Source organism: Nocardioides sp. NPDC092400 (assembly GCF_040684155.1).
Classification (GTDB): domain Bacteria; phylum Actinomycetota; class Actinomycetes; order Propionibacteriales; family Nocardioidaceae; genus Nocardioides.
The window spans coordinates 59,207-82,017 of sequence record NZ_JBFBFJ010000006.1; the positions used below are offsets into that span (position 1 = coordinate 59,207).

Sequence of the window (22,811 nt, forward strand, 5' to 3'; positions counted from 1 at the left end):
GTGTCAGATCTCCTTCGGCTCGTCGGCGACGGGCCCTGGCTGTGCGACGGTCCCGATCGCGCCGCGGGCGACGGTCACGACGACCCCCTCGGCGATCTCGATCCGGGCGGTGTCGTCGGAGAGCTCGCGGATCGTGCCGAGGAAGCCGGAGGTCAGGACGACCTCGTCACCCACCTCCAACGACGACTGCATGCGGACGAGTTCCTTCTGGCGCCGGGAAGCCGGCCTGATGAGCAGGAGCCAGAAGAGGAGTGCGATGCCGACCAGGGGCAACAAGGAGGCGAGCTCCGGCACGACGAGACCTCTCGAGCGATGATGGGGAGGCCGCGCACCCGGGCGAGTCCCGGGGCGGCCGACGAGGAAGCATACCTACGGCCTCGCCCGCACGGACGAATCCCGCGGACCGGCAGGTCGCCGCGGACACGCCGGGCGCGGCGGCCGCGGGACGGCCCCCGGGCTCACTCCTCGAAGAGCGTCGGCTCCCCCGTGGACGGCGGGACGGCGAGCCCGAGGTGCTCCCAGGCGGCGGGTGTGGCGATCCGGCCGCGCGGCGTACGGGCCAGGAAGCCGTTGCGGACGAGGAAGGGCTCGGCGACCTCCTCGACGGTCTCCCGCTCCTCGCCCACGGCGACCGCCAGGGTCGAGATGCCGACCGGTCCGCCGCCGAACCGGCGGCACAGGGCGTCGAGGACCGCGCGGTCGAGCCGGTCCAGGCCCAGCTGGTCGACCTCGTAGAGGTCCAGCGCCGCCTCGGCGACCGTCCGGGTGACCACGCCGTCGGCGCGGACCTGCGCGTAGTCGCGCACCCGGCGCAGCAGGCGGTTGGCGATGCGGGGGGTGCCCCGCGAGCGGGAGGCGATCTCGGCGCTGCCCTCGTCGGTCAGCTCGACCCCGAGCAGCCCGGCGGAGCGGTGGACGATCAGGTCGAGCTCGTGCGGCTCGTAGAACTCCAGGTGGGCGGTGAAGCCGAACCGGTCGCGCAGCGGACCCGGGAGCAGCCCGGCCCGGGTGGTCGCCCCGACCAGGGTGAACGGCGGCAGCTCGATCGGGATCGCGGTCGCGCCGGGCCCCTTGCCGATGACGACGTCGACCCGGAAGTCCTCCATCGCCATGTAGAGCATCTCCTCGGCCGGCCGGGACATGCGGTGGATCTCGTCGACGAAGAGCACCTCGCCCTCGTTCATCCCCGACAGGATCGCGGCGAGGTCGCCGGCGTGGGTGATGGCCGGGCCGCTGGTCAGCCGCAGCGGGGCCGCCATCTCGGCGGCGATGATCATCGCCAGGGTGGTCTTGCCCAGGCCCGGAGGACCGCTGAGCAGCACGTGGTCGGGGGCACGCCCCCGGCGACGCGCGGCCTCGAGCACGAGCCCGAGCTGGTCGCGCACCCGCGACTGCCCGACCACCTCGTCGAGCGTGCGGGGTCGCAGCGCCGCCTCGACCGCCCGCTCGTCGCCGTCGGCCTCGGCCGCCGTGATGGACCGGAGGTGGGACTCCTCGGCCTCGTCGAGCTCGTCCTCGTGGAAGGGCACGGCGCTCAGGCCTTGCTGAGCGTGCGGAGGGCCGCGCGGAGCAGCGTCGCGACGTCGGGCACGGCTCCAGCGTCGGGCGCGACCGCGTCGACGGCCTTCTCGGCGTCCTTCGCCGACCAGCCGAGGCCGACCAGGCCCTGGTGCACCTGGTCGCGCCACGGCTCGGCGCCGGCCGCTGCCGGGGCCGAGACGGCGCCCGTCGGAGGACCGATCCGGTCCTTGAGCTCGAGGATGATCCGCTGGGCGCCCTTCTGGCCGATCCCGGGCACGCGGGTGAGCGTCCTGACGTCGTCGGAGCCGATCGCGCGGCGCACGTCGTCGGGGCTGAGCACCGCGACCATCGCCTGGGCCACCTTCGGGCCGACGCCGGAGGCGGTCTGGACGAGCTCGAAGATGCTCTTCTCGTCCTCGTCGGCGAACCCGAAGAGGGTCAGCGAGTCCTCGCGGACGACCATGCTGGTCGCCAGTGTCGCGCTGTGGCCGGTGCGCAGCCCCGCGAGCGTGCCGGGCGTGCACATCAGCTCCAGACCCACCCCGCCGACCTCGAGGACCGCGCTGGTCAGCGTGACCCCCGCGACCTGTCCGCGGACGAACGCGATCAACCTCGACTCCTTGCTCTCGTCGGTGCCGGCGGGCGGGCCGGCGTGCGGGCGCCCGCGCGGGCCGGGGTCCGGGACGCCGCCAGGGCGGCCTCGATCCGGGCCTGCGCGCCACCGCGCCAGATGTGGGTGATGGCCAGCGCCAGCGCGTCGGCGGCGTCGGCCGGCTTGGGCATCGCGTCGAGCCGCAGGATCCGCGTCACCATCGCGCCCACCTGCGCCTTGTCGGCGCGGCCGTTGCCCGAGACGGCCGCCTTGACCTCGCTGGGGGTGTGCAGCGCGACCGGCAGGCCGCGGCGCGCGGCGCAGACCATCGCGATGCCGCTCGCCTGGGCGGTGCCCATGACGGTGCTGACGTCGGACCGGGCGAAGACCCGCTCGATCGCCACGGCGTCGGGTCGGTGCTCGTCGAGCCACGCGTCGACGCCCTTCTCGATGGTGACCAGCCGCTCGGCCACAGGCCGGTCGGCGCTGGTGCGCAGCACGTTGACGTCGACCAGGTCCAGCGGCCGCCCGACCGAGCCCTCGACCACGCCCATCCCGCAGCGGGTCAGGCCGGGGTCGATCCCGAGCACGCGCATGGCCAGCCTTCCGTCGAACGTCTGTTCGGGAGGAACGCTAGCCGCCGGGCGCCGCCGTACCCACGGCGACACGCCCGAGGCGCGCCGGTCACGCCGCTCAGGACCGTGGAGCCCGTCAGGCGTCCTCGAGCTCCGCGAGCACGTCGGCCGGGACGTCGACGTTGCTGAACACGTCCTGCACGTCGTCGAGGTCCTCGAGGGCGTCGACGAGCTTGAAGACCTTGCCGGCGGCGGTCGCGTCGACGGGGATGTCCATGGTCGCGACGAACTGGATGTCGGCGGAGTCGTAGTCCAGGCCGGCCGCCTGGAGCGCGGTGCGGACCGCCACGAGGTCGGTCGCCTCGGAGATGACTTGGAACTGGTCGTCGAGGTCGTTGACCTCCTCGGCACCGGCGTCGAGGGTCGCCTCGAGGACGTCGTCCTCGGTGACCTCCTTGCCCTCCTGCGCCTTCGGCACCAGGACGACGCCCTTGCGGTTGAACAGCCGCGAGACCGAGCCCGGGTCGGCCATGGTGCCGCCGTTGCGGGTGACCGCGGTGCGGACCTCCATCGCTGCCCGGTTCTTGTTGTCGGTCAGGCACTCGACGAGGATGCCGACGCCCTGGGCGCCGTAGACCTCGTAGGTGATGGTCGTGTAGTCGGCACCGCCGGTCTCGGCGCCCGACCCGCGCTTGACCGCGCGGTCGATGTTGTCGTTGGGGACCGAGGACTTCTTGGCCTTCTGGATGGCGTCGTACAGCGTGGGGTTGCCTGCCGGGTCACCGCCGCCCATCCGGGCCGCGACCTCGACGTTCTTGATCAGCTTGGCGAACATCTTGCCGCGCTTGGCGTCGATGGCGGCCTTCTTGTGCTTCGTGGTCGCCCACTTGGAGTGGCCAGACATACGTCCCTCTTCCCGCGCCGGTCGTGTGCTGCTGCATCCCCTGCAACGACCGTCGATCCTAGCGCCGGCAGCGGCGGTCGGCAGACACGGTCAGCCGACGAGGTCGAGGAACAGCCGGTGCAGGCGCCCGTCGCCACCGACCTCGGGGTGGAAGCTGGTCGCCAGCAGCGCCCCCTGTCGTACGGCGACGGGGTGGCCGGCCGCCTCCGCGAGCACCTCCACGCCGGCGCCCACCTCCTCGACCCACGGGGCGCGGATGAACACCGCGTGCACCGGGTCCGCCAGCCCGGACACGGGCAGGTCGGTCTCGAAGGAGTCGACCTGCCGGCCGAAGGCGTTGCGCCGCACCGTGACGTCCAGCCCGCCGACGGTCTCCTGGCCCACGGCGCCGTCGCGGACCCGCTCGGCGAGCAGGATCATCCCCGCGCAGGTGCCGAAGGCCGGCATGCCCGAGGCGACCCGACGGCGCAGCGGGTCGAGCAGCGCGAAGGTCCGCAGCAGCGTGGCCATCGTGGTCGACTCACCACCCGGCAGCACCAGTCCGTCGACCCGCTCCAGCTCCTCGGGGCGGCGCACGGTCGTCGCCGCCACGCCGAGGCCGGTGAGAGCGGAGACGTGCTCGCGGACGTCGCCCTGCAGGGCGAGGACACCGATGGTGGGTGGCACGGGTCGAGAGCGTAGGCGCGCGCCCGGCTCAACCACCGTGCAGGGTGACGACGGTGACCTCGGGCGCGGCGCCGGTGCGGACCGGCGGGCCGGAAATGCCGACCCCGCGCGAGGTGACGACCGTGACGCCGTCGACCCGGTCGACGCCGGCGGTCGTCGGCTGCTGCAGCGGCACCAGCCAGCCGAACGGCCAGATCTGCCCGCCGTGGGTGTGCCCCGAGAGCTGCAGGTCGATGCCGGCACCGGCGACGAGCTGCCGCGGCTCGTGCGCGACGTACACGACGAAGTCGTCGGGGCGGGTGCCCCCGAGCGCGGTGGCCGGGTCCGGCTCGAGGGCGCCGGTCCCGATCTCGTCGTGGACGCCGGCCACGACGAGGGGGTCTCCCCCGCGGGTCAGCACCACGCGCTCGTTGCGCAGGACGTCGATGCCGAGCCGGTCGAGGCGGTCGAGGTACGCCGGCGCGTCGCCGGACTCGATCTCGTGGTTGCCCGAGACCGCGAGCACGCCGAGGGGCGCCTGCAGGTCCGCGAGCGGGTCGAGGTCCGGACCGGTCCAGCGCTCGCGGCCGTCGACGAGGTCCCCGCCGAGGACCACGAGGTCGGGCCGCTGCTCGTTGACCAGGTCGACGACCCGGCGGGTCCAGGCCTCGCCGTGGACGACGCCGACGTGGAGGTCGGTGAGCAGCACGATGCGCGCGCCGTCCCACCCGGCGGGCACCGCCGCCGAGCCGATGTCGTACGACGTGGCCCGCGGCCGCTGCGCCACGACGGCGCCCACGGCCATGACGACCAGGGCGAGGGCGACGACGACCGGGGTGCCGACGCGCAGCAGCCGCTCCCGGCCGGCGGGCCGGCGCAGCAGCCGCAGCACGAGCGCGGCGACGGCGAGCAGCGCACAGCCGAGGGTGAGGTACCAGGCGAGCCCGAGCCAGGCCAGGCCCACCCACAGCACCGGCCGCAGCGGCGCGGGGTCGAGCGTGCGGTAGGCGAGGTTCGTCGCGGCGTACAGCAGCAGGCCCCCGACGACCACGGCGAGCGAGGTGCGGCGCGCCCAGCGGGGCGCGCCGGTGACGACCGCGAGCCTGCGGTGGAGCCAGCGGGCCCACCACCCGACCAGCGCGAGGAGCAGGAGGAGGGCCAGGACGCCGAGGACCTGGCCCACCCACGAGTCCTGCACGTCGGTCAGCTGGTCACCAGCCGCGCTCGGCGAGGCGGTGGGGCTGCGGGATCTCCTCGACGTTGATGCCGACCATGGCCTCGCCCAGCCCGCGCGAGACCTTGGCGACGATGTCGGGGTCGTCGTGGAACGTCGTGGCCTTGACGATCGCCTCGGCACGCTGCGCGGGGTTGCCGGACTTGAAGATCCCCGACCCCACGAACACGCCCTCGGCGCCCAGCTGCATCATCATCGCCGCGTCCGCCGGGGTCGCGATGCCGCCGGCGGTGAAGAGCACGACCGGCAGCTTGCCGGACTCGGCGACCTCCTTGACCAGGTCGTACGGCGCCTGCAGCTCCTTGGCCGCAACGTAGAGCTCGTCGCCCTCCAGCGCCGCCAGCCGGCGGATCTCCCCGCGGATCGTGCGCATGTGGGTCACCGCGTTGGACACGTCGCCGGTGCCGGCCTCGCCCTTGGAGCGGATCATCGCCGCGCCCTCGGTGATCCGCCGCAGCGCCTCGCCCAGGTTCGTCGCGCCGCACACGAACGGCACCGTGAAGGCCCACTTGTCGACGTGGTGGGCGTAGTCGGCCGGGGTCAGCACCTCGGACTCGTCCACGTAGTCCACGCCGAGCGCCTGCAGCACCTGCGCCTCGGCGAAGTGACCGATCCGAGCCTTGGCCATCACCGGGATCGAGACGGCCTCGACGATCCCGTCGATCATGTCCGGGTCGCTCATCCGCGACACGCCGCCCTGGGCACGGATGTCGGCGGGCACCCGTTCGAGCGCCATCACCGCGACGGCCCCGGCGTCCTCGGCGATCTTCGCCTGGTCGGGGGTGACGACGTCCATGATGACGCCGCCCTTGAGCATCTCGGCCATGCCTCGCTTGACGCGGGTGGTGCCGGTGCTCGGGGTGCTGGTGCTCTCGCTCATGGCCCGAGCGTAGGCGGATTTACCCGGCGGACGGATTCGGGTCCGTCACGGCCGCGAGCGCCTGCTGGCGCACCACCCAGATCCGCTGCACGACCGTGACGGTCGAGGCGATGGCGAGGGCCCACAGCGCGACGTGCATCAGGACCGGCAGGTCGAAGATCGCTCCGAGACCGGTCATCACGAGGATCGCCACGAGCCGGTCGGCGCGCTCGGCGATGCCCACCTTGGCGGTGTAGCCGAGGCCCTCCGCGCGGGCCCGGGCGTAGGAGGTCACGCTGCCCATCACCAGGCAGATCAGCGACAGCACGAGGTAGAGCCGGCTGTCGCCCTCCCACGCGAAGTAGAGGGCGAGACCGGCGAAGATGGCGCCGTCGCCGATCCGGTCGAGCGTGGAGTCGAGGAACGCCCCGAAGCTGCTCGAGCGGCCGGTCGTGCGCGCCATGTAGCCGTCGACGAGGTCGCTGAAGACGAAGGCGGTGATGACGAGCGTGCCGATGAGGAGCTCGCCCTGCGGGTAGAACACGAGCGCGCCGGCGCACACCCCGATCGTCCCGACGAGGGTCACGACGTCGGCGCTGACGCCGAGCCTGATGAGCAGGTGGGCGACGGGGGCGACGACCTTCGTCCAGAAGGCACGGAAACGATCCAGCATGGCGGGAGCAGGCTAGCGGTCGAGCAGCCGCGAGCAGACTTCGGCGACCGCGGTGGGCGGCCCGGCGACGTACCAGTCCTCCCCGGCGACCTCCACGTGCCGGGTCACTCCCCCGGCTCCGCGGATGATCGCGGCGCCGGGCAGCTCGTCCCACGGCGCCACGGAGTGCTGGAAGACCAGGCCGATGCGCCCGGTCGCCACGCCGACCTGGTCCATGCTCATCGACCCCAGCCACCGCAGCGCGGCCGCACCGCCCGCGGCGCGGCGCCAGGCGGCGCCGACCTCGCCCTCGAGGAAGGGCGGGTGGAGGTACGTCGCCACGCCGATCTCCGCGAGCGGCCGGTCGGCCAGCGGGGCCAGCGGCCGGCCGTCGCAGGTGCTGGGCAGCCCCGGCCCGCCGACGTACGTCGCGTCGCCCAGGGGGTCGTGGACCGCCCCGACGAGCAGGTCCTCGGTGTCGCGGAGGCCGACGGCCGAGCACCACCACGGCAGGTCGTTGACGAAGTTGTAGGTGCCGTCGACGGGGTCGACGACCCAGGAGCGGCCGTTCGTGCCGGCCGCGACGTGCCCGTGCTCCTCGCCCAGCACCGCGTCGCCGGGCCGCTCGGCGCGCAGCCGCCCGGTGACCAGCTCCTCCGCGGCCCGGTCCGCCGCGGTGACGACGTCGGAGATCGACGTCTTGTAGTCGGTCTCGAGGCCCTCGGACCGCATCCGCCGGGCGAGGGTCCCGGCCGCGCGCACCAGGTCCGCGGCCAGGCGGGCGTCCTCGGCGAGGTCGGGCGCGGGGTCGCTCACGCGCCCGTCCCGCCCGGCCAGGCCTCCGCGAGCATCGCTCGGGTGTCCCCGAGCAGCTCGGGGAGCGTCTTGGTGCGGCCGATGATCGGCATGAAGTTCTGGTCGCCCGGCCAGCGCGGCACGACGTGCTGGTGGAGGTGCGCGGCGATGCCGGCACCGGCGATGTGGCCCTGGTTCATGCCGATGTTGAACCCTCCTGCGCCCGAGACCCGGCGGACCACGCGCATGGCGTCGCGGGTGAGGTCGGCGATCTCGGCCGCCTCCTCGTCGGTGGTCTCGGTGTAGTCGGCGATGTGGCGGTAGGGGCAGACCATCAGGTGCCCCGGCGCGTAGGGGTAGAGGTTGAGGACCACGAACGAGAGCCGTCCGCGGTGCACGACCAGGCCCTCGTCGTCGGCCAGCGACGGGATGCGGCAGAAGGGGCACTCGCCGGACGAGGCGTCCGCCGGCTTGTTCTCGCCGCGGATGTAGGCCATCCGGTGCGGCGTCCAGAGCCGGTCCAGCTCGTCGGTGCGGCCGACGCCGTCCTGGTGCAGCACGCCCTCGACGCTCCCCTCGCTCACGGCACGACCTCTCCCCGGGCGACCGCCGCGGCCAGCAGCTCCTCGACCGGCTGGCGCGGGTCGAGCTCGATGCCCAGCGCCCGGCCGTGCCCCTCGAGGGTGAACCACACCGACCGGGTCACCAGCTCGACCATCTTCGGTGCCGCCGGCACCCGTTCGGGGCGGGCGACCCAGCGGCGCACGGCTCCGAAGACCGCACCGACGAGCCCGAAGACCAACGGGTCGATCGCGGCGCGCTCGTCCTCGGAGACCTCCAGGCCCAGCAGCTCGACGGCGGTCGTGATCAGCTCGCAGACCTGGCCCGCGATCCGCTCCAGACCCTGCTGCAGCGGCCCGGTGACGTCGGCCTCCTGCTCGGCGACCCGGTGCAGGGCCGGGTGGGCGACGGCCCAGCCGACGTACGTCGCGACGATCCGCTCCACGATCTGCGGGATCGTGCCGTCGAGGGTGACCGAGGGCAGCAGCTCGGCCCACAGCCCGTCGAGGATCTCGACCTGGACCGCACGGTCGAGGTCGCTGCGGTCGGCGAAGTGGCGGTAGACGACCGTCCGGTTCAGCCCCGCCCGCTCGGCGATCTGCTGCACGTGGAACTCCGCGCCCGGCTCGCCCGCCTCGATCACCGCGATGGCGGCGTCCAGGATCTGCTGGCGGCGCTGCTGGTTGTGCCGGTCCCAGCGCGCCTGGCGTCCGTCGGGACGCTCCTGCTCGCTGGACGACATCCTCAGCCCCGTTTCTCCCTGAACCGTTGGTCGGCGGAGGCCAGGGTATCCGGGGGGCGAGGGGCGTAGGCTCACCGGACGGGGCCGCCCAGGCCCTCCACCAAGGGATACCCCATGAGCGACAAGTCGCCGCGCCAAGGAATGTCGAAGAAGTCCGGCAAGTCGATCAAGGAGAAGCGGGGCGAGAAGCGCGCGAAGGCCGCCTCGGACACCGCGAGCTCCATGGACAAGCTCACCGAGAAGAAGCGCTGAGCCCCCGCCGGCCGCGACGGCCGGCGCTCATCACCGTCTCGACCATCTCGACCGGATCGGCCAGCTTCACGCGGGGACGGCCCGCGGCCTCGCCGCGGCGCCGCTCCTCGCGGTCGATCGCGCGCCAGCCGGCGAGGTCGACGACGTGCACGTCGCGCGCCGCGAGCAGGCGGCGCACGTCCTCGGTCGAGGTCACCCGCTCCTCGAGCAGCCCGGCGTCGAGGTCGTCGAGCAGGGCCTCGACGGTCTCCTGGGCGCACGCCTTGTTGGTGCCCAGGAAGCCGGTCGGACCGCGCTTGACCCAGCCGGCGACGTACGTCCCGGGCTCGACGCGGCCGTGCTCGTTCGGCACCGTCCCGGACACCGGCTCGTGCGGCAGCCCGGCGACGGGCCGGCCGCGGTAGCCGACCGAGCGCAGCACCATGCCGGCCTCCAGCACCTCGGTCTGGCCGGTCGCCTTCGCCCGTGGCACCCCGGCGGCGTCCGGCACCAGCTCGTTGCGGACCAGCTCGACGCCCTCGACGCGGTCGGACCCGAGCACGCGGGTCGGCGAGGCGAGGAAGCGGAGCACGATCCGCCGCCGTGAGGGGTCGGGGGTGCGGTGGGTGAGCTCGCGCAGCACGCGCGACCGCAGGTCGTCGCCCGCGGGACCCTCGGGCTCCGCCCCGTCTGCGTCGGCCCCGCCCGGGTCGACGACGACGTCGACGACGCCGGACCGGGCGAGCCCGGCGAGGCCCACCAGCTCGGGGGTCGTGAAGGACGCCTGGCCGGGCCCGCGGCGCCCGACCACGACGACCTCGCGGACGGCGCTGGCGCGCAGCGCCGCCAGCGCGTGGTCAGCGACGTCGGTGCGCGCGAGGTCGTCGGGGTCGGCGGTCAGGACGCGGGCGACGTCGAGCGCCACGTTGCCGTTGCCGATGACCACCACGCGCTCGTGGGAGAGGTCGACGGCGAGGTCGCGGTGGTCGGGGTGGCCGTTGTACCAACCGACCAGGGCCGTCGCCGAGCTCGAGCCGGGAAGGTCCTCCCCCGGCACCTCCAGCCGCCGGTCGGCCGACGCGCCGACGGTCCACACGACGGCGTCGTAGCGCTCGCCGAGCTCGGCGCGGGTGACGTCCCGGCCGACCTCGACGCCGAGGAGGTAGCGGAAGCCGGGCTGCTCCTCGATCGCCCGGAAGAGCCGCTCGGCCTCCTTGGTGTGCTGGTGGTCCGGGGCGACGCCGGCGCGGAGCAGGCCGTACGGCGTGGGCAGCCGGTCGAGCACGTCCACGGTGACCTCGGGGTGCTGGAGCAGCTCGTCGGCCGTGTAGAGCCCGGCCGGCCCGGCACCGACCACGGCGACGCGGACCGGCCGGGACCGCCGGAGCCGGCGCTGCGGGGGGACCAGCGCCAGCGGGGTGCGGTCGGCGTGCGGGAACGCGTCGTAGTAGGCCGCGTTGAGCTCGCGGAACGGCTCCTGCTCGGGGGTCAGCGCGGTGTCCGGGACGACCGCCCCGACCGGGCACGCCGTGGTGCACGCACCGCAGCCCACGCACGAGCGCGGGTCGACGTACAGCATCTCGGCGGTCGCGAAACCGGGCTCCCCCGGCGCGGGGTGGATGCAGTTGACCGGGCAGGCGACGACGCACGAGGCGTCGGCGCAGCAGGACTGCGTGACGACGTACGGCACGGGTCAGGAGGCCGCGGAGGCGGGCTGGCTGCGGAACCGGGAGCTGCGGCCGTCGATGCCCATCAGCCGCCACAGGACGCGGGAGACCGGGTTCATCATGCCGGTGCGCTCGGCGAGCATCCGGACGTCGGCGAAGAGGTCGCGCAGGAACTTCCGCGACTCCTCGCGCCCCCACCAGACCTCGCGGACGACCGAGCGCGGGATGCCCATGTCGCGGCGCGCCTTGCGGCCGGGGCGGAGGATCTGGTCGCAGAGCCAGCGCATGATCAGCGGCACGACGAGGCTCAGCACCACCCGCTCGACGCGACCGAGGCGCGGAGCCCGGTGCTCGAGGTACTGGTGGGCGAACCCGATGTGGCGGGCCTCCTCGGCCACGTGGATCTGCATGATCCTCCGCAGCAGCGGGTGCATGTCGTCTCCGGCGCGCAGCACCGACTTCTGGACGTGGTCGATCGGCTCCTCGCCGGCGAGCACGCCGTAGAAGAACCCGAACGGCGCCCACTTGGCGAACAGCGGCAGGAACGGCGCGACCGCGCGGAACGTCCAGGTGCCGCCCGCGACGTCCTGCCCGGAGCGGTTCACGAACTCCTGGAACATCTGGGTGTGGTGGCACTCCTCGGTCGCCTCGTGGGTGGAGTACCGGAACTCGGGGCTGCCGTTGCGCAGGCCGAAGGCGTAGTTCATCAGCCCGCTGATCAGGATCTGCTCGAACTGCAGGCCGACCTTGGTGATGTTGGCCTGGCGGTAGAGCCCGATCTCGACCTGTCGCTCGAGCGGCAGCGAGCGGTACCACTCGTGGCGGCCGAGGACGTCGGTCGCCGGCAGCACCCACCGGCGGTCGGTCGGGTCCACGGCGTACGCCGGGTCGTCCCACGCGATGTCGAGGAACGCGTCGAAGTGCTGGTGCACCGACGCCTCCGACAGCGTGCGGAGCGTGTCGTCGTACGAGCTGGGGCGCTGGTCCGTCGTCGCGGTCATGCGGCGAGGTTAGTGCGACACCACGTCCGATGTAAATAGGTGTGTGCGACGCGTGTCGCGGGTACTCGGGCTGCTGGTCGCCGCGCCCGCTTGTAACGCGCCGTTCGGTGCTCTGTCGGCATGGTGCAACGGGCGGGTAGTGCTCCGAACAGCGCGTTACAAGGCGCGCGACGCGCCGAGGCCCGCCCCAGGAGCTGGAGCGGGCCTCGACGAGGAGCAGGCGGCGCGGTACGCCGCGGGGCGGGTCAGACCTGGGTCAGACCTGGGTCCGCCCGGCGACGGCCTCCCGGACGCGGGCGATGGCCTCCTCGACCGGCACACCGTTGTCCTGGCGGCCGTCGCGGTAGCGGAAGGAGACCGCACCCGCGGCGAGGTCGTCGTCGCCGGCGATCATCATGAACGGCACCTTCTGCAGCTGGGCGTTGCGGATCTTTTTCTGCATCCGGTCGGTGGAGTCGTCGACCTCCACGCGCAGCCCCTCGGTCCGCATCCTCTTGGCGACGTCCCAGAGGTAGTCCTCGTGGCGCTCGGCGATCGGGATCGCCTGCACCTGGACCGGGGCGAGCCACGGGGGGAAGGCGCCGGCGTAGTGCTCGACCAGCACGCCGAGGAACCGCTCGATCGACCCGAACTTGGCCGAGTGGATCATCACCGGCTCCTGGCGGGTGCCGTCGGCGGCCTGGTACTCCAGCCCGAAGCGGTGCGGCTGGTTGAAGTCGTACTGGATCGTCGACATCTGCCAGGTCCGGCCGATCGCGTCGCGCGCCTGCACCGACACCTTGGGGCCGTAGAAGGCCGCACCACCCGGGTCGGGGACGAGCTCGAGCCCGGACTGCTCGCAGACGTCGCGCAGCACCGCCGTCGCGACCTCCCACTGCTCGTCGGAGCCGATGAACTTGTCCGGCTTGGAGTCGTCGCGCGTCGACATCTCCAGGTAGAAGTCGTCGAGGCCGAAGTCGCGCAGCAGGCCGAGCACGAAGTCGAGCAGGTGCTTGATCTCGCCGGGCGCCTGCTCGGGGGTGACGTAGGAGTGCGAGTCGTCCTGCGCGAACCCGCGGACCCGGGTCAGGCCGTGCACGACGCCGGACTTCTCGTAGCGGTAGACGTGGCCGAACTCGAAGAGCCGCAGCGGCAGCTCGCGGTAGGAGCGGCCGCGCGAGGAGTAGATGAGGTTGTGCATCGGGCAGTTCATCGCCTTCAGCTGGTACTTCGCGCCTTCGAGCTCCATCGGCGGGAACATCGTGTCGGCGTAGTACGGCAGGTGCCCCGAGGTGTGGAACAGCCCGTCCTTGCTGATGTGCGGCGTGCCGACGTACTCGAAGCCCTCCTCGATGTGCCGGCGGCGGACGTAGTCCTCCATCTCCCGCTTGATCACGCCACCGCGCGGGTGGAAGACCGGCAGGCCGGAGCCGAGCTCGTCGGGGAAGCTGAACAGGTCGAGGTCGCGCCCGAGCTTGCGGTGGTCGCGGCGCTCGGCCTCCTCGAGGCGGTGGAGGTACGCCTCGAGGTCCTCCTTGGAGGGCCAGGCGGTGCCGTACACGCGCTGGAGCTGCTTGTTCTTCTCGTCGCCGCGCCAGTACGCCGCGGCCGTGCGCATCAGCTTGAACGCCGGGATCCGCTTGGTGGTCGGCAGGTGCGGGCCGCGGCACAGGTCGCTCCAGGCGACGTCGCCGTTGCGGCGGATGTTGTCGTAGATCGTCAGCTCGCCCGCGCCGACCTCGACGCTCGCGCCCTCGGCGGCGTCCTCGGACTTCCCGGAGCCCTTCAGCCCGATCAGCTCGATCTTGTACGGCTCGTCGGCCAGCTCGTTGATCGCGTCGGCGTCGGTGGTGACGCGGCGGGAGAACTTCTGGCCCTCCTTGATGATCTTGCGCATCCGCGACTCGATCTTCTCGAGGTCCTCGGGCACGAACGGCGTCTCGACGTCGAAGTCGTAGTAGAAGCCGTCGGTGACCGGCGGGCCGATGCCGAGCTTGGCGTCCGGGAACAGCTCCTGGACGGCCTGCGCCATCACGTGCGCGGTGGAGTGGCGCAGCACGTCGAGGCCGTCGGGGCTGTCGATCGCCACGCCCTCGACCTCGTCGCCGTCGGCGAGCTCGTGGGAGAGGTCGCGCAGCTCCCCGTTGACCCGGGCCGCGATGACCGCGGGGTCCTCGGCGAAGAGCTCCCAGGCCTTGGTGCCCGTCGTGGTCGTCCGGTCCTGGCGCGCATCGGCGTGGACGAGGACGACTCTCATGTCGGACACAGTCTCTCCTGGAGGGTTGAGGTGGTCCCGGCCGTGCGGCCGGACCGCCCGATGCTATCGAGCGCTCCCCCGGCGGCTCGCGCGGATATCGCGCGACCGCAGGCACCTCCCGCGCCGCGGTGCGAGGATCGGGACCGTGACCGACGCGCCCGACGGGCTCCTGCTCGAGACCGACCGTCTGCGGGTCCGGCCCTGGCGCCACGAGGAGGCGCCCCGGCTGCTCGACGTCCTGAGCCGGGTCGAGGTGGTCCGCTGGCTCGGCGACGGGCCGCCGCAGCCGATGCGGGACCTCGCGGAAGCCCACGCCCGGATCGACCGGTACGTCGAACGGTCGGCCACCCCTCCGCTCGGGATGTGGGCGGTCGAGGTCCGGTCCACGGGCACCGTGGCCGGGACGGTGCTGCTGCTGACGCTGCCGGGCGCCGAGGCCGGCGAGGTAGAGATCGGCTGGCACCTGCACCCCGACTCATGGGGCCGCGGCTACGCCAGCGAGGCAGCGCGGGCCCTGCTCGACCACGCCTTCGCCCACGGGCTGCCCGAGGTGCTCGCGGTGACCGACCTGGACAACGTCCGCTCCCAGGCGGTCATGGCGCGGGTCGGCCTGGCCGACCGCGGGGTGGTGGAGAAGTGGTACGCCGGACCGTCCCGGCTGTACGGAGTCACCGCGGACGAATGGCGCGCCCGGACCACCTCGTCCGCCCCGTGAGGCTCCGGTCTCATCGAGCCGAGGCGGGCCGGCTCCGCGGTGCTCCGCTCAGCCGATCGACAGCGGAGTCGCGAGCTGGTTGGTCGTGCCGGCCGGGAGCCCGACGACGGCGGGCGTCGTCGATTGCATCTTCACGCCCAGGCGCGTGCCCACGCTGGAGCCGCAGGCGGGGTTGTCGATGGACTCCGAGGCGAACGACACCGCCGGCGCAGCACCCGCGGCGGTGGGGTCCGGGATGCCCAGCGTTCCCGGCGTCCCCAGGTACACCAGCGTCTTGCCGAAGACCGGGATGCCGCTGCTGGAGTTGAGGTACGGCGTGCCGGTGCACCCCGCCCCGGTGTAGTAGGTCTGCGAGGTCGGGATGGTCCCGTCCCAGCGGGCGGTGAGCATGTAGCCGGTCGAGGTCAGGATGGTGAAGGAGCTCCGGTCGGTGGAGAGCACCTCGCCGAGCGTTCGCCCCTGGCCGTCGACCACCGCGAACCCGCCGCCCACGCCGGCGGGACCCTGCGGCCCGGCGTCGCCCTTCGGGCCCTGCGGGCCGGTCTCGCCCTTCGGCCCCTGCGCGCCGGCCGCCCCGGTCTCGCCCTTCGGCCCGGCCGGGCCCTGCGCGCCGTCCTCACCGTCGACGCCGTCGACGCCCGGCAGCCCCTGCGGTCCCGTTGCGCCGGTCAGCCCCGTGAGTCCGATCGGTCCGGTGAGCCCGATCGGGCCCTGCGGGCCCGTCTCGCCCTTCTCCCCCGCCGGGCCCGCCACACCGGTCCTGCCCTGCGCGCCGGTGGCCCCCGCCGGTCCCGCGGGACCCATCGGGCCGACAGCTCCCGGAACGCCGTCCTCGCCGTCCACCCCGTCGACGCCGGGCAGGCCGTCCTCGCCCGGCTCGCCCTCCTGGTTCCAGGAGATGCGGCGCTCGCGCTTGGACCAGGCGGCGTTGACGCGGCAGGGCGCATCGTTGGTCTCGATGCGCAGGTTGCCGGTCGCGACGGCGTAGCAGCCGTCGATGGTCTTCGCGGACGCCTTCTGACCGGTGGTGGCGTAGGCGCCGCCGACAGCCGCGGTGAGTGCGACAGCGGCGACCGCGACGCCAGCGGCGCGCGAGCGGTTGATGCGAGAGAACACGAAGGGCCCTTCGGTCAGACGAGTACGACGACCGAGCGTCCCATCCCGAGGGGTGAGCCCGCAGCCGAACGCACGGCGCAGCAGACGGAGACCGTCGTGAAGACGACGGCCCCGGACCTGTACGGTCCGGGGCCGGTCTGGAGGTGGGCGATACTGGGTTCGAACCAGTGACCTCTTCGGTGTGAACGAAGCGCGCTACCACTGCGCCAATCGCCCGTGCTGCACCCTGAGGTGCGGCCGAAACTGTAGCCCATGCCGGGCCGCCGGGCCCAACCGGCCACCGACACCGGCGGACGGCCGGTCGGGCGCCTCAGCGGCCGAGGAGCTCCGGCTCGCGCCGGCGCCACACGCGTGCCGCCTCGGCGGTGACCGGGCCGGGAGCCGGGAGCTCGCGGTCGTCCCAGTGGGAGACGGCCTGGACGTCGCGGGTCGTGGAGACCAGGAAGACCTCGCTGGCGCGCTCGACCACGCCGATCGGCTCGTCGACCTCGCGCCCACCGCACCACTCGAGGACGAGGGCCCGGGTCACCCCGGCCAGGCAGCCGCTCGCGAGGGTGGGCGTCCGCAGCTCCCCGTCGACGACGTAGAAGACGTTCGAGCCGGTCCCCTCGCACAGGTGCCCGGCCAGGTTGGCGAACACCGCCTCGGTGGCGCCGCGGCGCCGAGCCTCGGCGAGCGCCACCACGTTCTCGGCGTACGACGTCGTCTTGAGGCCGGCGAGCGCGCCACGCTCGTTGCGGGGCCACGGGACGGTAGCGACCCGGGTGGTCGGCGCGGCGGGTCCCATGGCGTCGGCCACCACGACCAGGGTGGGGTCGGCGTCGCCGCGGCCGGACCCGAGCGGGGCCGGTCCGCCGGTGAAGGTGATGCGGAGCCTGCCGAGCGGGAGGTGCTCGGCGGCGAGGACCGCGTCGACCCCGCGGCGCACGGCGTCGACGTCGACGGGCGGTAGCCCGAGGCCCGCTGCGCTCCGCTCGAGCCGCTCCAGGTGTCGGTCCAGGGCGAACGCGCGACCGTCGACGACCTTCACCGCCTCGAACACCCCGTCGCCCACGGTGAACCCGTGGTCGGTCACCGGCACGGCCGGGGCAGTCGCGTCGGGGAGCAGGTGGCCGTCCATCCAGGCGTGCATGCAGCCACTCTAAGGAGGCCTCGTGGGCCCGTGGGGGCCTCCGAACGCCTGCGCGAAACGCCGGGGGGACCCCGATTTTGCGGCCCCCTGGCATTCGGCTAATGTTCTTCTCGCACGCCGGCCCCGGCCGGAAGCAAGCGGACGTAGCTCAGTTGGTAGAGCGCAACCTTGCCAAGGTTGAGGTCGCGAGTTCGAGCCTCGTCGTCCGCTCGCAAGGTCTTTCCACCGGGTCCTTCCATGGAAGGACCCGCATGGTGGGTTGGCCGAGAGGCGAGGCAACGGACTGCAAATCCGTCTACACGGGTTCAAATCCCGTACCCACCTCCACAACTCCATACTTGGGCGATTGGCGCAGTGGTAGCGCGCTTCCTTGACACGGAAGAGGTCACTGGTTCAAACCCAGTATCGCCCACCAGTCCCGAACCCCCTGGCCCCCGGCCAGGGGGTTCGCTGGTTCTCCGGCCCTCCCCCCTGGCCGGGGCCGAGCAGACGCGACCGGTCAGCCGGTGGTGCGCCGCATGGGGACCGCCCACCGCACGGTGGTGCCACGCCCGGGCGAGGAGGAGACCTCGCAGGAGCCGCCGAGCTCCTCGGCCCGCTGGCGCAGGTTGCGCAGGCCGCTCTCGCGCGTGTCGGCGGGCAGGCCACGGCCGTCGTCGGCGACGGTCAGCACGACCTCCCGCCCGGCCCGGACGTGCACCTCGACCGAGCGGGCGTCGGCGTGCCGGCTGGCGTTCGACAGCGCCTCCCCCAGGACGGCGAGCAGGTGCGGGGCGACCTCGGCCGGCACGAGCGTGCGGACCGGCCCGTCGAAGCTCAGCGCCGGGCGGAACTTCAAGGTCTGCGCGGCCCGGTCGACCAGGCGCGTCACCTCGGTCTGCAGGTCGGCGCGGGCATCGGTCGACCCGAGCGCGAAGATCGAGCGGCGGATGTCCTTGATGGTGGCGTCGAGCTCGTCGACCGCCTCCTCGAGCCGGGCCGCCAGCTCGGGCTGCTGCAGCTGGCGCGCCGTCCCCTGCAGCCCGAGCCCGACGGCGAAGAGCCGCTGGATGACCAGGTCGTGCAGGTCGCGGCCGATCCGGTCGCGGTCCTCGAAGACCACCAGGCGCTGCTGGTCCGCGCGGGCGGCGGCGACCTGGAGGGCGAGGGCCGCCTGCTCGGCGAAGGCCGTGGGGGCCGCCAGGTCGAGCTCGCGGTGCAGGTGGGCGCGCTCCGGTGACCACGCCAGGACGAGGACGCCGTGGACCTCCTCGCTCGCACGGACCGGCACCGTCACCGCCGGACCCAGCTCGAGCCACCCCGCACCGGTGAACCCCGCCTCGCCCACGTCCGGCACCGACGACGCCGCGTCGGCCGGCGGGTGCGCCGCGGCACGGGCGGGCACGGTGGGGCTCGGGACGTCGGGTGCCCGGCCCGAGGCCGCGACCACCACCGGGGCGTCCTCCGGTCCCGCGACCACCCAGACCAGGTCCGCGTCGGCGGCCTCGCGGGCCAGCGCGGCCACCGCACGCAGGGCGTCGGACTCCACCTCGTCGGCCGGCACGCCGTGCGGGTCGGCGCCGGCGAGGAGGCCGGTGACCTCCGCGGTGGCGGCCAGCCAGCGCTGCCGCACCGCGGCCTCGTGGTAGAGCCGGGCGTTCTCGATCGCGACACCCGCGGCGGCCGCGAGGGCGACGACCACCTCCTCGTCGGTGGCGGTGAAGTCGACCCCGCCCTCCTTCTCGGTCAGGTAGAGGTTGCCGAAGACGCGGTCCCGGATCCGGACCGGGACACCGAGGAACGAGCTCATCGGGGGGTGCCCCGGCGGGAAGCCGTACGACGCCGGGTGGGCCGCGATGTCGTGCAGCCGCAGCGGCTCGGGACGGTCGATGATCAGGCCGAGGATGCCGTGGCCGCGCGGGAGGTCACCGATGACGTGGACGACCTCGGTCTCCATGCCGTGGTGCACGAAGGTGCTCAGCGGGCGGTTCGGCCCGCCCCCGATGACGCCCAGCGCGGCGTACTGCGCCCCGACCAGATGGCTGGCGACCTCCACGATCCGCGACAGCACGCCGTCGAGGGAGAGGTCGGCGGCCATCGTCACGACCGCGTCGAGCAGCAGCCGCAACCGGTCCTGCTCGTCGATCGCGCCGCGCACCCGGTCCAGCACCTCGCGCAGCAGGTCGTCGAACGCCGCGGAACCGAGGTCGGAGGGATCGCGGTCCACCGTCATGGCCGCACCGTACCGCTGCTGCCGCCGCTGCTACCGCCGCTGCTTGGTGGCGTAGATCGCCGCCTGCGTGCGGCTCTCGAGCCCGAGCTTGGCCAGCAGCGAGGAGACGTAGTTCTTCACCGTCTTCTCGGCGATGAACATCCGCTCGCCGATCTGGCGGTTGGTCAGCCCCTCGGCGATGAGGGCCAGGATCTTCTGCTCCTGCCCGGTCAGCCCGTCGTGGCCCTCGTCGGTGGGCGGGCCGGACCGCAGCCGGTCGAGCACCTGCGCGGTCACCGCCGGGTCCAGCATCGACTTGCCCTCCGCGACGCGGCGGACGGTCTCGAGCAGGTCCGCGCCGCGCACCTGCTTGAGGACGTAGCCGGCCGCGCCGGCCATGATCGCGGCGAAGAGCGCGTCGTCGTCGTCGTACGAGGTCAGCACGAGCGCGCGGATGGAGGGGTCGACCGAGCGGACCTCCCGGCACACGTCGATGCCCGACCCGTCCGGGAGCCGGCCGTCGAGGATGGCGACGTCCGGGCGCAGCGCCGGGATCCGCCGGGTGGCCTCCTCGGCCAGGCCGGACTCCCCCACCACCTCGATGTCGCCCTCGCTCTCGAGCAGCTCGCGGATGCCGCGGCGGACGATCTCGTGGTCGTCGAGCAGGTACACCCGGATCTTCGTGGAGGTCTCCTCGGCCATGGACCGAACCTAACGCCAACAGGCCGGGTCGGCGCCGCCCACGGGCTCTTCGGCCCCGGACGTCGGGACCTTGGTCCCTGCCCCCGCGCCTCCGCAGCGCGCACGCTGGTGGGACCGCCCGTCGTCGAGGAGCACCCATGCCGTCCGTCACCCGCAGCGAGCTCGCCGCCCTGGTCGGCGTCGCCTGCCGGGCGCCGAGCGTCCACAACACCCAGCCGTGGCTGTGGCGGGTGGCGGTCGACGGCACGGACGGGCCCGGCACCGTCGAGCTGTACGCCGACCCCTCGCGCCGGCTCGCCGCGGCGGACCCGACCGGCCGCGAGCTGCTCCTCAGCTGCGGCGCCGCGCTGCACCACCTCCGGGTCGGCGCGGCCGCGCACGGGCTCACCGCCGAGGTCGACCGGCTCCCCGACGTACGCCGCCCCGAGCTGCTGGCGCGTGTCTCGCTGTCGCCGGGCGAGGTCCCGCCGACCGCGGCCGCCGACCTCGCGGCGATCGCGACGCGGGTCACCGACCGGCGGCGGTTCACGTCCTGGCCGGTCCCCGCGTCGCGGCTGGAGCACCTGGCGGCGACCGGGGCGCGCGAGGGCGCCGCCGTCGTGCCCCTCGTCGACCTGGCCCGCCGGCACCGGGCCGACCTGCTGCTCTCCCGCGCGCGCGAGCGCCAGGCCGCCGACAGCCGGCTGCGCGAGGAGCAGCGGCTCTGGGTCGACCACGGTGTCCGCGACGGGGTGCCCTCCGGGCTGGTGCCGGCTGGGGCCGGGAGCAGGTTCGAGGCCGGGCCGGTCCCCGACCGGACCGAGCACGACGTCGAGCACTCCGACGGCGTGCTGCTGCTCGCCACGGTGGACGACGGTCCGCTGGAGCGCCTGCGCACCGGCGAGGCGCTCAGCGCCCTGTGGCTGCGCGCCACCACCGAGCGGCTCTCGGTGGTGCCGCTGAGCCAGGTCGTCGAGGTCGAGGAGACCCGCAACGCGCTGCGCCACGAGGTGCTCGACGGGACGCTGCACCCGCAGCTGCTCGTGCGGATCGGGTGGCAGGAGATCGCGCGGAGCACGCTGCCGCGCACCCCGCGCCGCGACCTCGACGACGTCCTGCTCGGCTGATCCGGCCCGGGCGACGGGGCCGTGGGCCCGAGGGCCCGCGGGGCGCGGGACCAAGGTCCCGCGGGCTCGGGACCGCCGACCGTGACGGCCGGCCCGCCCTGGTTCCTAGCGTGGTGCACGCCGGAGGACCGGCGTCGGAACCACCCAGGAAGAGGGACCGTGGACCCGCTCGACATCGCCCGGTGGCAGTTCGCCATCACGACCGTCTACCACTTCATGTTCGTGCCGATCAGCATCGGTCTCTCGGCCATGGTGGCCGGCTACCAGCTCACCTGGTTGCGGACGGGCAACACCCAGTGGCTGCGGCTGACCCGCTTCTTCGGGAAGCTCTTCCTCATCAACTTCGCCATCGGCGTGGTCACCGGCATCGTCCAGGAGTTCCAGTTCGGCATGAACTGGAGCGACTACAGCCGCTTCGTCGGCGACGTCTTCGGAGCCCCGCTGGCCATCGAGGGCCTGCTCGCGTTCTTCCTCGAGTCGACCTTCCTCGGCCTGTGGATCTTCGGCTGGGACCGGCTGCCGGCCCGGCTGCACAACGGGTGCATGTGGCTGGTCCACCTCGGCACGCTGTTCTCGGCCTACTTCATCCTGGCCGCGAACTCCTGGATGCAGCACCCGGTCGGCTACGACTACAACCCCGAGACCGGGCGCGCGGAGATGACCGACTTCGCCGCGGTGATGTTCAACAAGGTCCAGCTCGTGACCTTCCCGCACGTGGTGCTGGCGGCGTACATGACCGCCGCCGCGTTCGTGGTCGGCATCGCCTTCTGGCACCTGCGCCGCCACCAGGCCGTCGACGCCACCAGCGAGGAGTCGGGGATGTGGCGCAAGGCCACCCGCACCGGCGCCTGGATGGTGCTGGTGACCGGCCTCGCCGTGGCCATCGTCGGTGACGTGCAGGGCAAGGTGATGACCGAGGTGCAGCCGATGAAGATGGCGGCCGCCGAGGCGCTCTACGAGACCGAGCAGCCCGCGTCGTTCTCGGCGCTCACGATCGGCACGCCCGACGGCGAGCACGAGAAGTTCTCCATCACGGTCCCCCACCTGCTCTCCTACCTGGCCACCGGCACCTGGGACGGGGAGGTCCAGGGCATCCGCGACCTCCGCGAGACCTACCGCGAGACCTACGGCCAGGACCCCGGCGCGGCGTACTACTCCGCGGGCGACTACACCCCCAACATCCCGACGACGTACTGGACCTTCCGGTTCATGATCGGCCTGGGGCTGCTCGCCATGGGCGTCGCGACCTGGTTGCTGTGGGCGACCCGCAAGGGACGGGCCCCGGCCGGCCGGCTGCTGTACGTCGCCGTCGTGCTGCTCCCCTTCATGCCGCTGTTCGCCAACTCGATGGGCTGGATCTTCACCGAGATCGGTCGCCAGCCCTGGGCCGTCTTCGGCCTGATGACGACCGCCTCGGCCGTCTCCCCCGGCGTCAGCGCCACCGAGATGCTCATCTCGCTGGTCACCCTCACCGCGGTGTACGGCGTCCTGGCCGTCGTGGAGATCCGGCTGCTGCTCACCTACATCCGCAAGGGCGCCGACCCGGTGACCGAGGCCGACCTGCCGTCGGTCCGCACCGACGACGACGCCGACAAGCCCTTCGCCTTCGCCTACTGAGCCTGGAGACCGCACAC

Annotated in this window: 23 protein-coding genes and 4 tRNA genes; 7 read left to right on the top strand and 20 right to left on the bottom strand. The window is 73.3% G+C overall.

Annotation, left to right across the window (positions count from 1 at the left end):
* Positions 1-3: 3 nt before the first annotated feature.
* The 12 genes from yajC to AB0N29_RS17035 all read right to left on the bottom strand — a co-directional run bounded on the left by yajC (position 4) and on the right by AB0N29_RS17035 (position 9,080).
* The gene (gene yajC, locus AB0N29_RS16980) at positions 4-294 is read right to left on the bottom strand and encodes a preprotein translocase subunit YajC (RefSeq protein WP_302266860.1); all 291 of its coding nucleotides are present in this window, start codon (positions 292-294) and stop codon (positions 4-6) included.
* Between the two features lie 164 nt (positions 295-458).
* Positions 459-1,529, bottom strand: a complete 1,071-nt coding sequence (gene ruvB, locus AB0N29_RS16985; RefSeq protein WP_302266861.1) for a Holliday junction branch migration DNA helicase RuvB — start codon at positions 1,527-1,529, stop codon at positions 459-461.
* 5 nt (positions 1,530-1,534) lie between these two features.
* Complete coding sequence (ruvA, locus tag AB0N29_RS16990) at positions 1,535-2,131, bottom strand: Holliday junction branch migration protein RuvA (protein WP_364868508.1); 597 nt, start codon at positions 2,129-2,131, stop codon at positions 1,535-1,537.
* Positions 2,128-2,709: a crossover junction endodeoxyribonuclease RuvC gene (gene ruvC / locus AB0N29_RS16995; RefSeq protein ID WP_364868510.1), complete on the bottom strand. Its 582-nt coding sequence runs from the start codon at positions 2,707-2,709 to the stop codon at positions 2,128-2,130. Before ruvC ends, ruvA begins: the two co-directional genes overlap by 4 nt.
* Positions 2,710-2,824: 115 nt before the next feature.
* Complete coding sequence (locus AB0N29_RS17000) at positions 2,825-3,592, bottom strand: YebC/PmpR family DNA-binding transcriptional regulator (protein WP_364868512.1); 768 nt, start codon at positions 3,590-3,592, stop codon at positions 2,825-2,827.
* 90 nt (positions 3,593-3,682) lie between these two features.
* On the bottom strand, positions 3,683-4,258 hold the full coding sequence (gene pdxT / locus AB0N29_RS17005) for a pyridoxal 5'-phosphate synthase glutaminase subunit PdxT (RefSeq protein WP_302266865.1): 576 nt from the start codon (positions 4,256-4,258) through the stop codon (positions 3,683-3,685).
* A gap of 28 nt (positions 4,259-4,286) precedes the next feature.
* Positions 4,287-5,435: a metallophosphoesterase gene (locus AB0N29_RS17010; protein WP_364868514.1), complete on the bottom strand. Its 1,149-nt coding sequence runs from the start codon at positions 5,433-5,435 to the stop codon at positions 4,287-4,289.
* 13 nt (positions 5,436-5,448) lie between these two features.
* Complete coding sequence (gene pdxS / locus AB0N29_RS17015; RefSeq protein WP_364868516.1) at positions 5,449-6,351, bottom strand: pyridoxal 5'-phosphate synthase lyase subunit PdxS; 903 nt, start codon at positions 6,349-6,351, stop codon at positions 5,449-5,451.
* A 19-nt stretch (positions 6,352-6,370) separates the two neighbouring features.
* The gene (gene pgsA / locus AB0N29_RS17020) at positions 6,371-7,003 is read right to left on the bottom strand and encodes a phosphatidylinositol phosphate synthase (RefSeq protein WP_364868519.1); all 633 of its coding nucleotides are present in this window, start codon (positions 7,001-7,003) and stop codon (positions 6,371-6,373) included.
* Positions 7,004-7,015: 12 nt separating this feature from the next.
* On the bottom strand, positions 7,016-7,798 hold the full coding sequence (locus tag AB0N29_RS17025; protein ID WP_364868521.1) for an inositol monophosphatase family protein: 783 nt from the start codon (positions 7,796-7,798) through the stop codon (positions 7,016-7,018).
* Positions 7,795-8,361 carry an HIT domain-containing protein gene (locus AB0N29_RS17030; protein WP_302266870.1) on the bottom strand — a complete coding sequence of 189 codons (567 nt, stop codon included), beginning with the start codon at positions 8,359-8,361 and terminating at the stop codon, positions 7,795-7,797. The genes AB0N29_RS17025 and AB0N29_RS17030 overlap by 4 nt, the downstream gene beginning before the upstream one ends.
* Positions 8,358-9,080 (bottom strand): TetR/AcrR family transcriptional regulator, encoded by a 723-nt coding sequence (locus AB0N29_RS17035; protein ID WP_302266871.1) that lies wholly within the window; start codon positions 9,078-9,080, stop codon positions 8,358-8,360. Before AB0N29_RS17035 ends, AB0N29_RS17030 begins: the two co-directional genes overlap by 4 nt.
* Before the next feature lie 114 nt (positions 9,081-9,194).
* Here AB0N29_RS17035 and AB0N29_RS17040 point away from each other — a divergent pair, with 114 nt between their 5' ends.
* Positions 9,195-9,332 carry a hypothetical protein gene (locus AB0N29_RS17040; protein ID WP_300954693.1) on the top strand — a complete coding sequence of 46 codons (138 nt, stop codon included), beginning with the start codon at positions 9,195-9,197 and terminating at the stop codon, positions 9,330-9,332.
* On the opposite strand, the gene AB0N29_RS17045 is transcribed toward AB0N29_RS17040, so the two are convergent.
* The 3 genes from AB0N29_RS17045 to thrS all read right to left on the bottom strand — a co-directional run bounded on the left by AB0N29_RS17045 (position 9,313) and on the right by thrS (position 14,224).
* Complete coding sequence (locus AB0N29_RS17045) at positions 9,313-11,001, bottom strand: FAD-dependent oxidoreductase (protein ID WP_364868525.1); 1,689 nt, start codon at positions 10,999-11,001, stop codon at positions 9,313-9,315. The two genes, AB0N29_RS17040 and AB0N29_RS17045, sit on opposite strands and share 20 nt — an antisense overlap.
* A gap of 3 nt (positions 11,002-11,004) precedes the next feature.
* Positions 11,005-11,979 carry a diiron oxygenase gene (locus tag AB0N29_RS17050; protein WP_302266874.1) on the bottom strand — a complete coding sequence of 325 codons (975 nt, stop codon included), beginning with the start codon at positions 11,977-11,979 and terminating at the stop codon, positions 11,005-11,007.
* A gap of 256 nt (positions 11,980-12,235) precedes the next feature.
* On the bottom strand, positions 12,236-14,224 hold the full coding sequence (gene thrS / locus AB0N29_RS17055) for a threonine--tRNA ligase (RefSeq protein ID WP_302266875.1): 1,989 nt from the start codon (positions 14,222-14,224) through the stop codon (positions 12,236-12,238).
* 136 nt (positions 14,225-14,360) lie between these two features.
* Here thrS and AB0N29_RS17060 point away from each other — a divergent pair, with 136 nt between their 5' ends.
* The gene (locus AB0N29_RS17060) at positions 14,361-14,930 is read left to right on the top strand and encodes a GNAT family N-acetyltransferase (RefSeq protein WP_364868528.1); all 570 of its coding nucleotides are present in this window, start codon (positions 14,361-14,363) and stop codon (positions 14,928-14,930) included.
* Positions 14,931-14,978: 48 nt separating this feature from the next.
* On the opposite strand, the gene AB0N29_RS17065 is transcribed toward AB0N29_RS17060, so the two are convergent.
* From AB0N29_RS17065 to AB0N29_RS17075, 3 genes are all read right to left on the bottom strand, one after another.
* A complete protein-coding gene (locus tag AB0N29_RS17065; protein WP_364868530.1) occupies positions 14,979-16,046 on the bottom strand; it encodes a hypothetical protein in 1,068 nt (355 codons plus the stop codon).
* Positions 16,047-16,190: 144 nt separating this feature from the next.
* A tRNA-Val gene (locus AB0N29_RS17070) sits at positions 16,191-16,262 on the bottom strand.
* A 94-nt stretch (positions 16,263-16,356) separates the two neighbouring features.
* Positions 16,357-17,178 carry an aminodeoxychorismate lyase gene (locus tag AB0N29_RS17075; RefSeq protein ID WP_364868532.1) on the bottom strand — a complete coding sequence of 274 codons (822 nt, stop codon included), beginning with the start codon at positions 17,176-17,178 and terminating at the stop codon, positions 16,357-16,359.
* A gap of 137 nt (positions 17,179-17,315) precedes the next feature.
* Between AB0N29_RS17075 and AB0N29_RS17080 the strand changes: the two genes are divergently transcribed.
* The 3 genes from AB0N29_RS17080 to AB0N29_RS17090 all read left to right on the top strand — a co-directional run bounded on the left by AB0N29_RS17080 (position 17,316) and on the right by AB0N29_RS17090 (position 17,593).
* Positions 17,316-17,388: transfer RNA gene (locus tag AB0N29_RS17080), tRNA-Gly, on the top strand.
* Positions 17,389-17,431: 43 nt separating this feature from the next.
* Positions 17,432-17,505 (top strand) — tRNA-Cys (locus tag AB0N29_RS17085).
* Positions 17,506-17,518: 13 nt separating this feature from the next.
* Positions 17,519-17,593 (top strand) — tRNA-Val (locus AB0N29_RS17090).
* Positions 17,594-17,677: 84 nt separating this feature from the next.
* Here AB0N29_RS17090 and AB0N29_RS17095 read toward each other — a convergent pair.
* Positions 17,678-19,390, bottom strand: coding sequence for a GAF domain-containing protein (locus AB0N29_RS17095; RefSeq protein WP_364868534.1), 1,713 nt, complete (start codon positions 19,388-19,390; stop codon positions 17,678-17,680).
* Positions 19,391-19,420: 30 nt separating this feature from the next.
* Positions 19,421-20,071 (bottom strand): response regulator transcription factor, encoded by a 651-nt coding sequence (locus AB0N29_RS17100; protein ID WP_364868536.1) that lies wholly within the window; start codon positions 20,069-20,071, stop codon positions 19,421-19,423.
* Between the two features lie 137 nt (positions 20,072-20,208).
* On the opposite strand from AB0N29_RS17100, the gene AB0N29_RS17105 reads away from it, so the two are divergent.
* Together AB0N29_RS17105 and AB0N29_RS17110 are read left to right on the top strand one after the other, a co-directional pair.
* Positions 20,209-21,177: a hypothetical protein gene (locus AB0N29_RS17105; RefSeq protein ID WP_364868538.1), complete on the top strand. Its 969-nt coding sequence runs from the start codon at positions 20,209-20,211 to the stop codon at positions 21,175-21,177.
* Between the two features lie 159 nt (positions 21,178-21,336).
* On the top strand, positions 21,337-22,794 hold the full coding sequence (locus AB0N29_RS17110; protein WP_302266882.1) for a cytochrome ubiquinol oxidase subunit I: 1,458 nt from the start codon (positions 21,337-21,339) through the stop codon (positions 22,792-22,794).
* Positions 22,795-22,811: the final 17 nt, after the last annotated feature.

Excerpts from the sequence above, each read along its gene's own strand:
- AB0N29_RS17075 (WP_364868532.1), bottom strand. The coding sequence starts at position 17,178 with ATGCACGCCTGGATGGACGGCCACCTGCTCCCCGACGCGACTGCCCCG.
- ruvC (WP_364868510.1), bottom strand. The coding sequence starts at position 2,709 with ATGCGCGTGCTCGGGATCGACCCCGGCCTGACCCGCTGCGGGATGGGC.
- AB0N29_RS17105 (WP_364868538.1), top strand. The coding sequence starts at position 20,209 with ATGCCGTCCGTCACCCGCAGCGAGCTCGCCGCCCTGGTCGGCGTCGCC.
- AB0N29_RS17035 (WP_302266871.1), bottom strand. The coding sequence starts at position 9,080 with ATGTCGTCCAGCGAGCAGGAGCGTCCCGACGGACGCCAGGCGCGCTGG.
- AB0N29_RS17040 (WP_300954693.1), top strand. The coding sequence starts at position 9,195 with ATGAGCGACAAGTCGCCGCGCCAAGGAATGTCGAAGAAGTCCGGCAAG.
- pdxS (WP_364868516.1), bottom strand. The coding sequence starts at position 6,351 with ATGAGCGAGAGCACCAGCACCCCGAGCACCGGCACCACCCGCGTCAAG.
- AB0N29_RS17000 (WP_364868512.1), bottom strand. The coding sequence starts at position 3,592 with ATGTCTGGCCACTCCAAGTGGGCGACCACGAAGCACAAGAAGGCCGCC.
- AB0N29_RS17050 (WP_302266874.1), bottom strand. The coding sequence starts at position 11,979 with ATGACCGCGACGACGGACCAGCGCCCCAGCTCGTACGACGACACGCTC.
- AB0N29_RS17095 (WP_364868534.1), bottom strand. The coding sequence starts at position 19,390 with ATGACGGTGGACCGCGATCCCTCCGACCTCGGTTCCGCGGCGTTCGAC.
- AB0N29_RS17100 (WP_364868536.1), bottom strand. The coding sequence starts at position 20,071 with ATGGCCGAGGAGACCTCCACGAAGATCCGGGTGTACCTGCTCGACGAC.
- pgsA (WP_364868519.1), bottom strand. The coding sequence starts at position 7,003 with ATGCTGGATCGTTTCCGTGCCTTCTGGACGAAGGTCGTCGCCCCCGTC.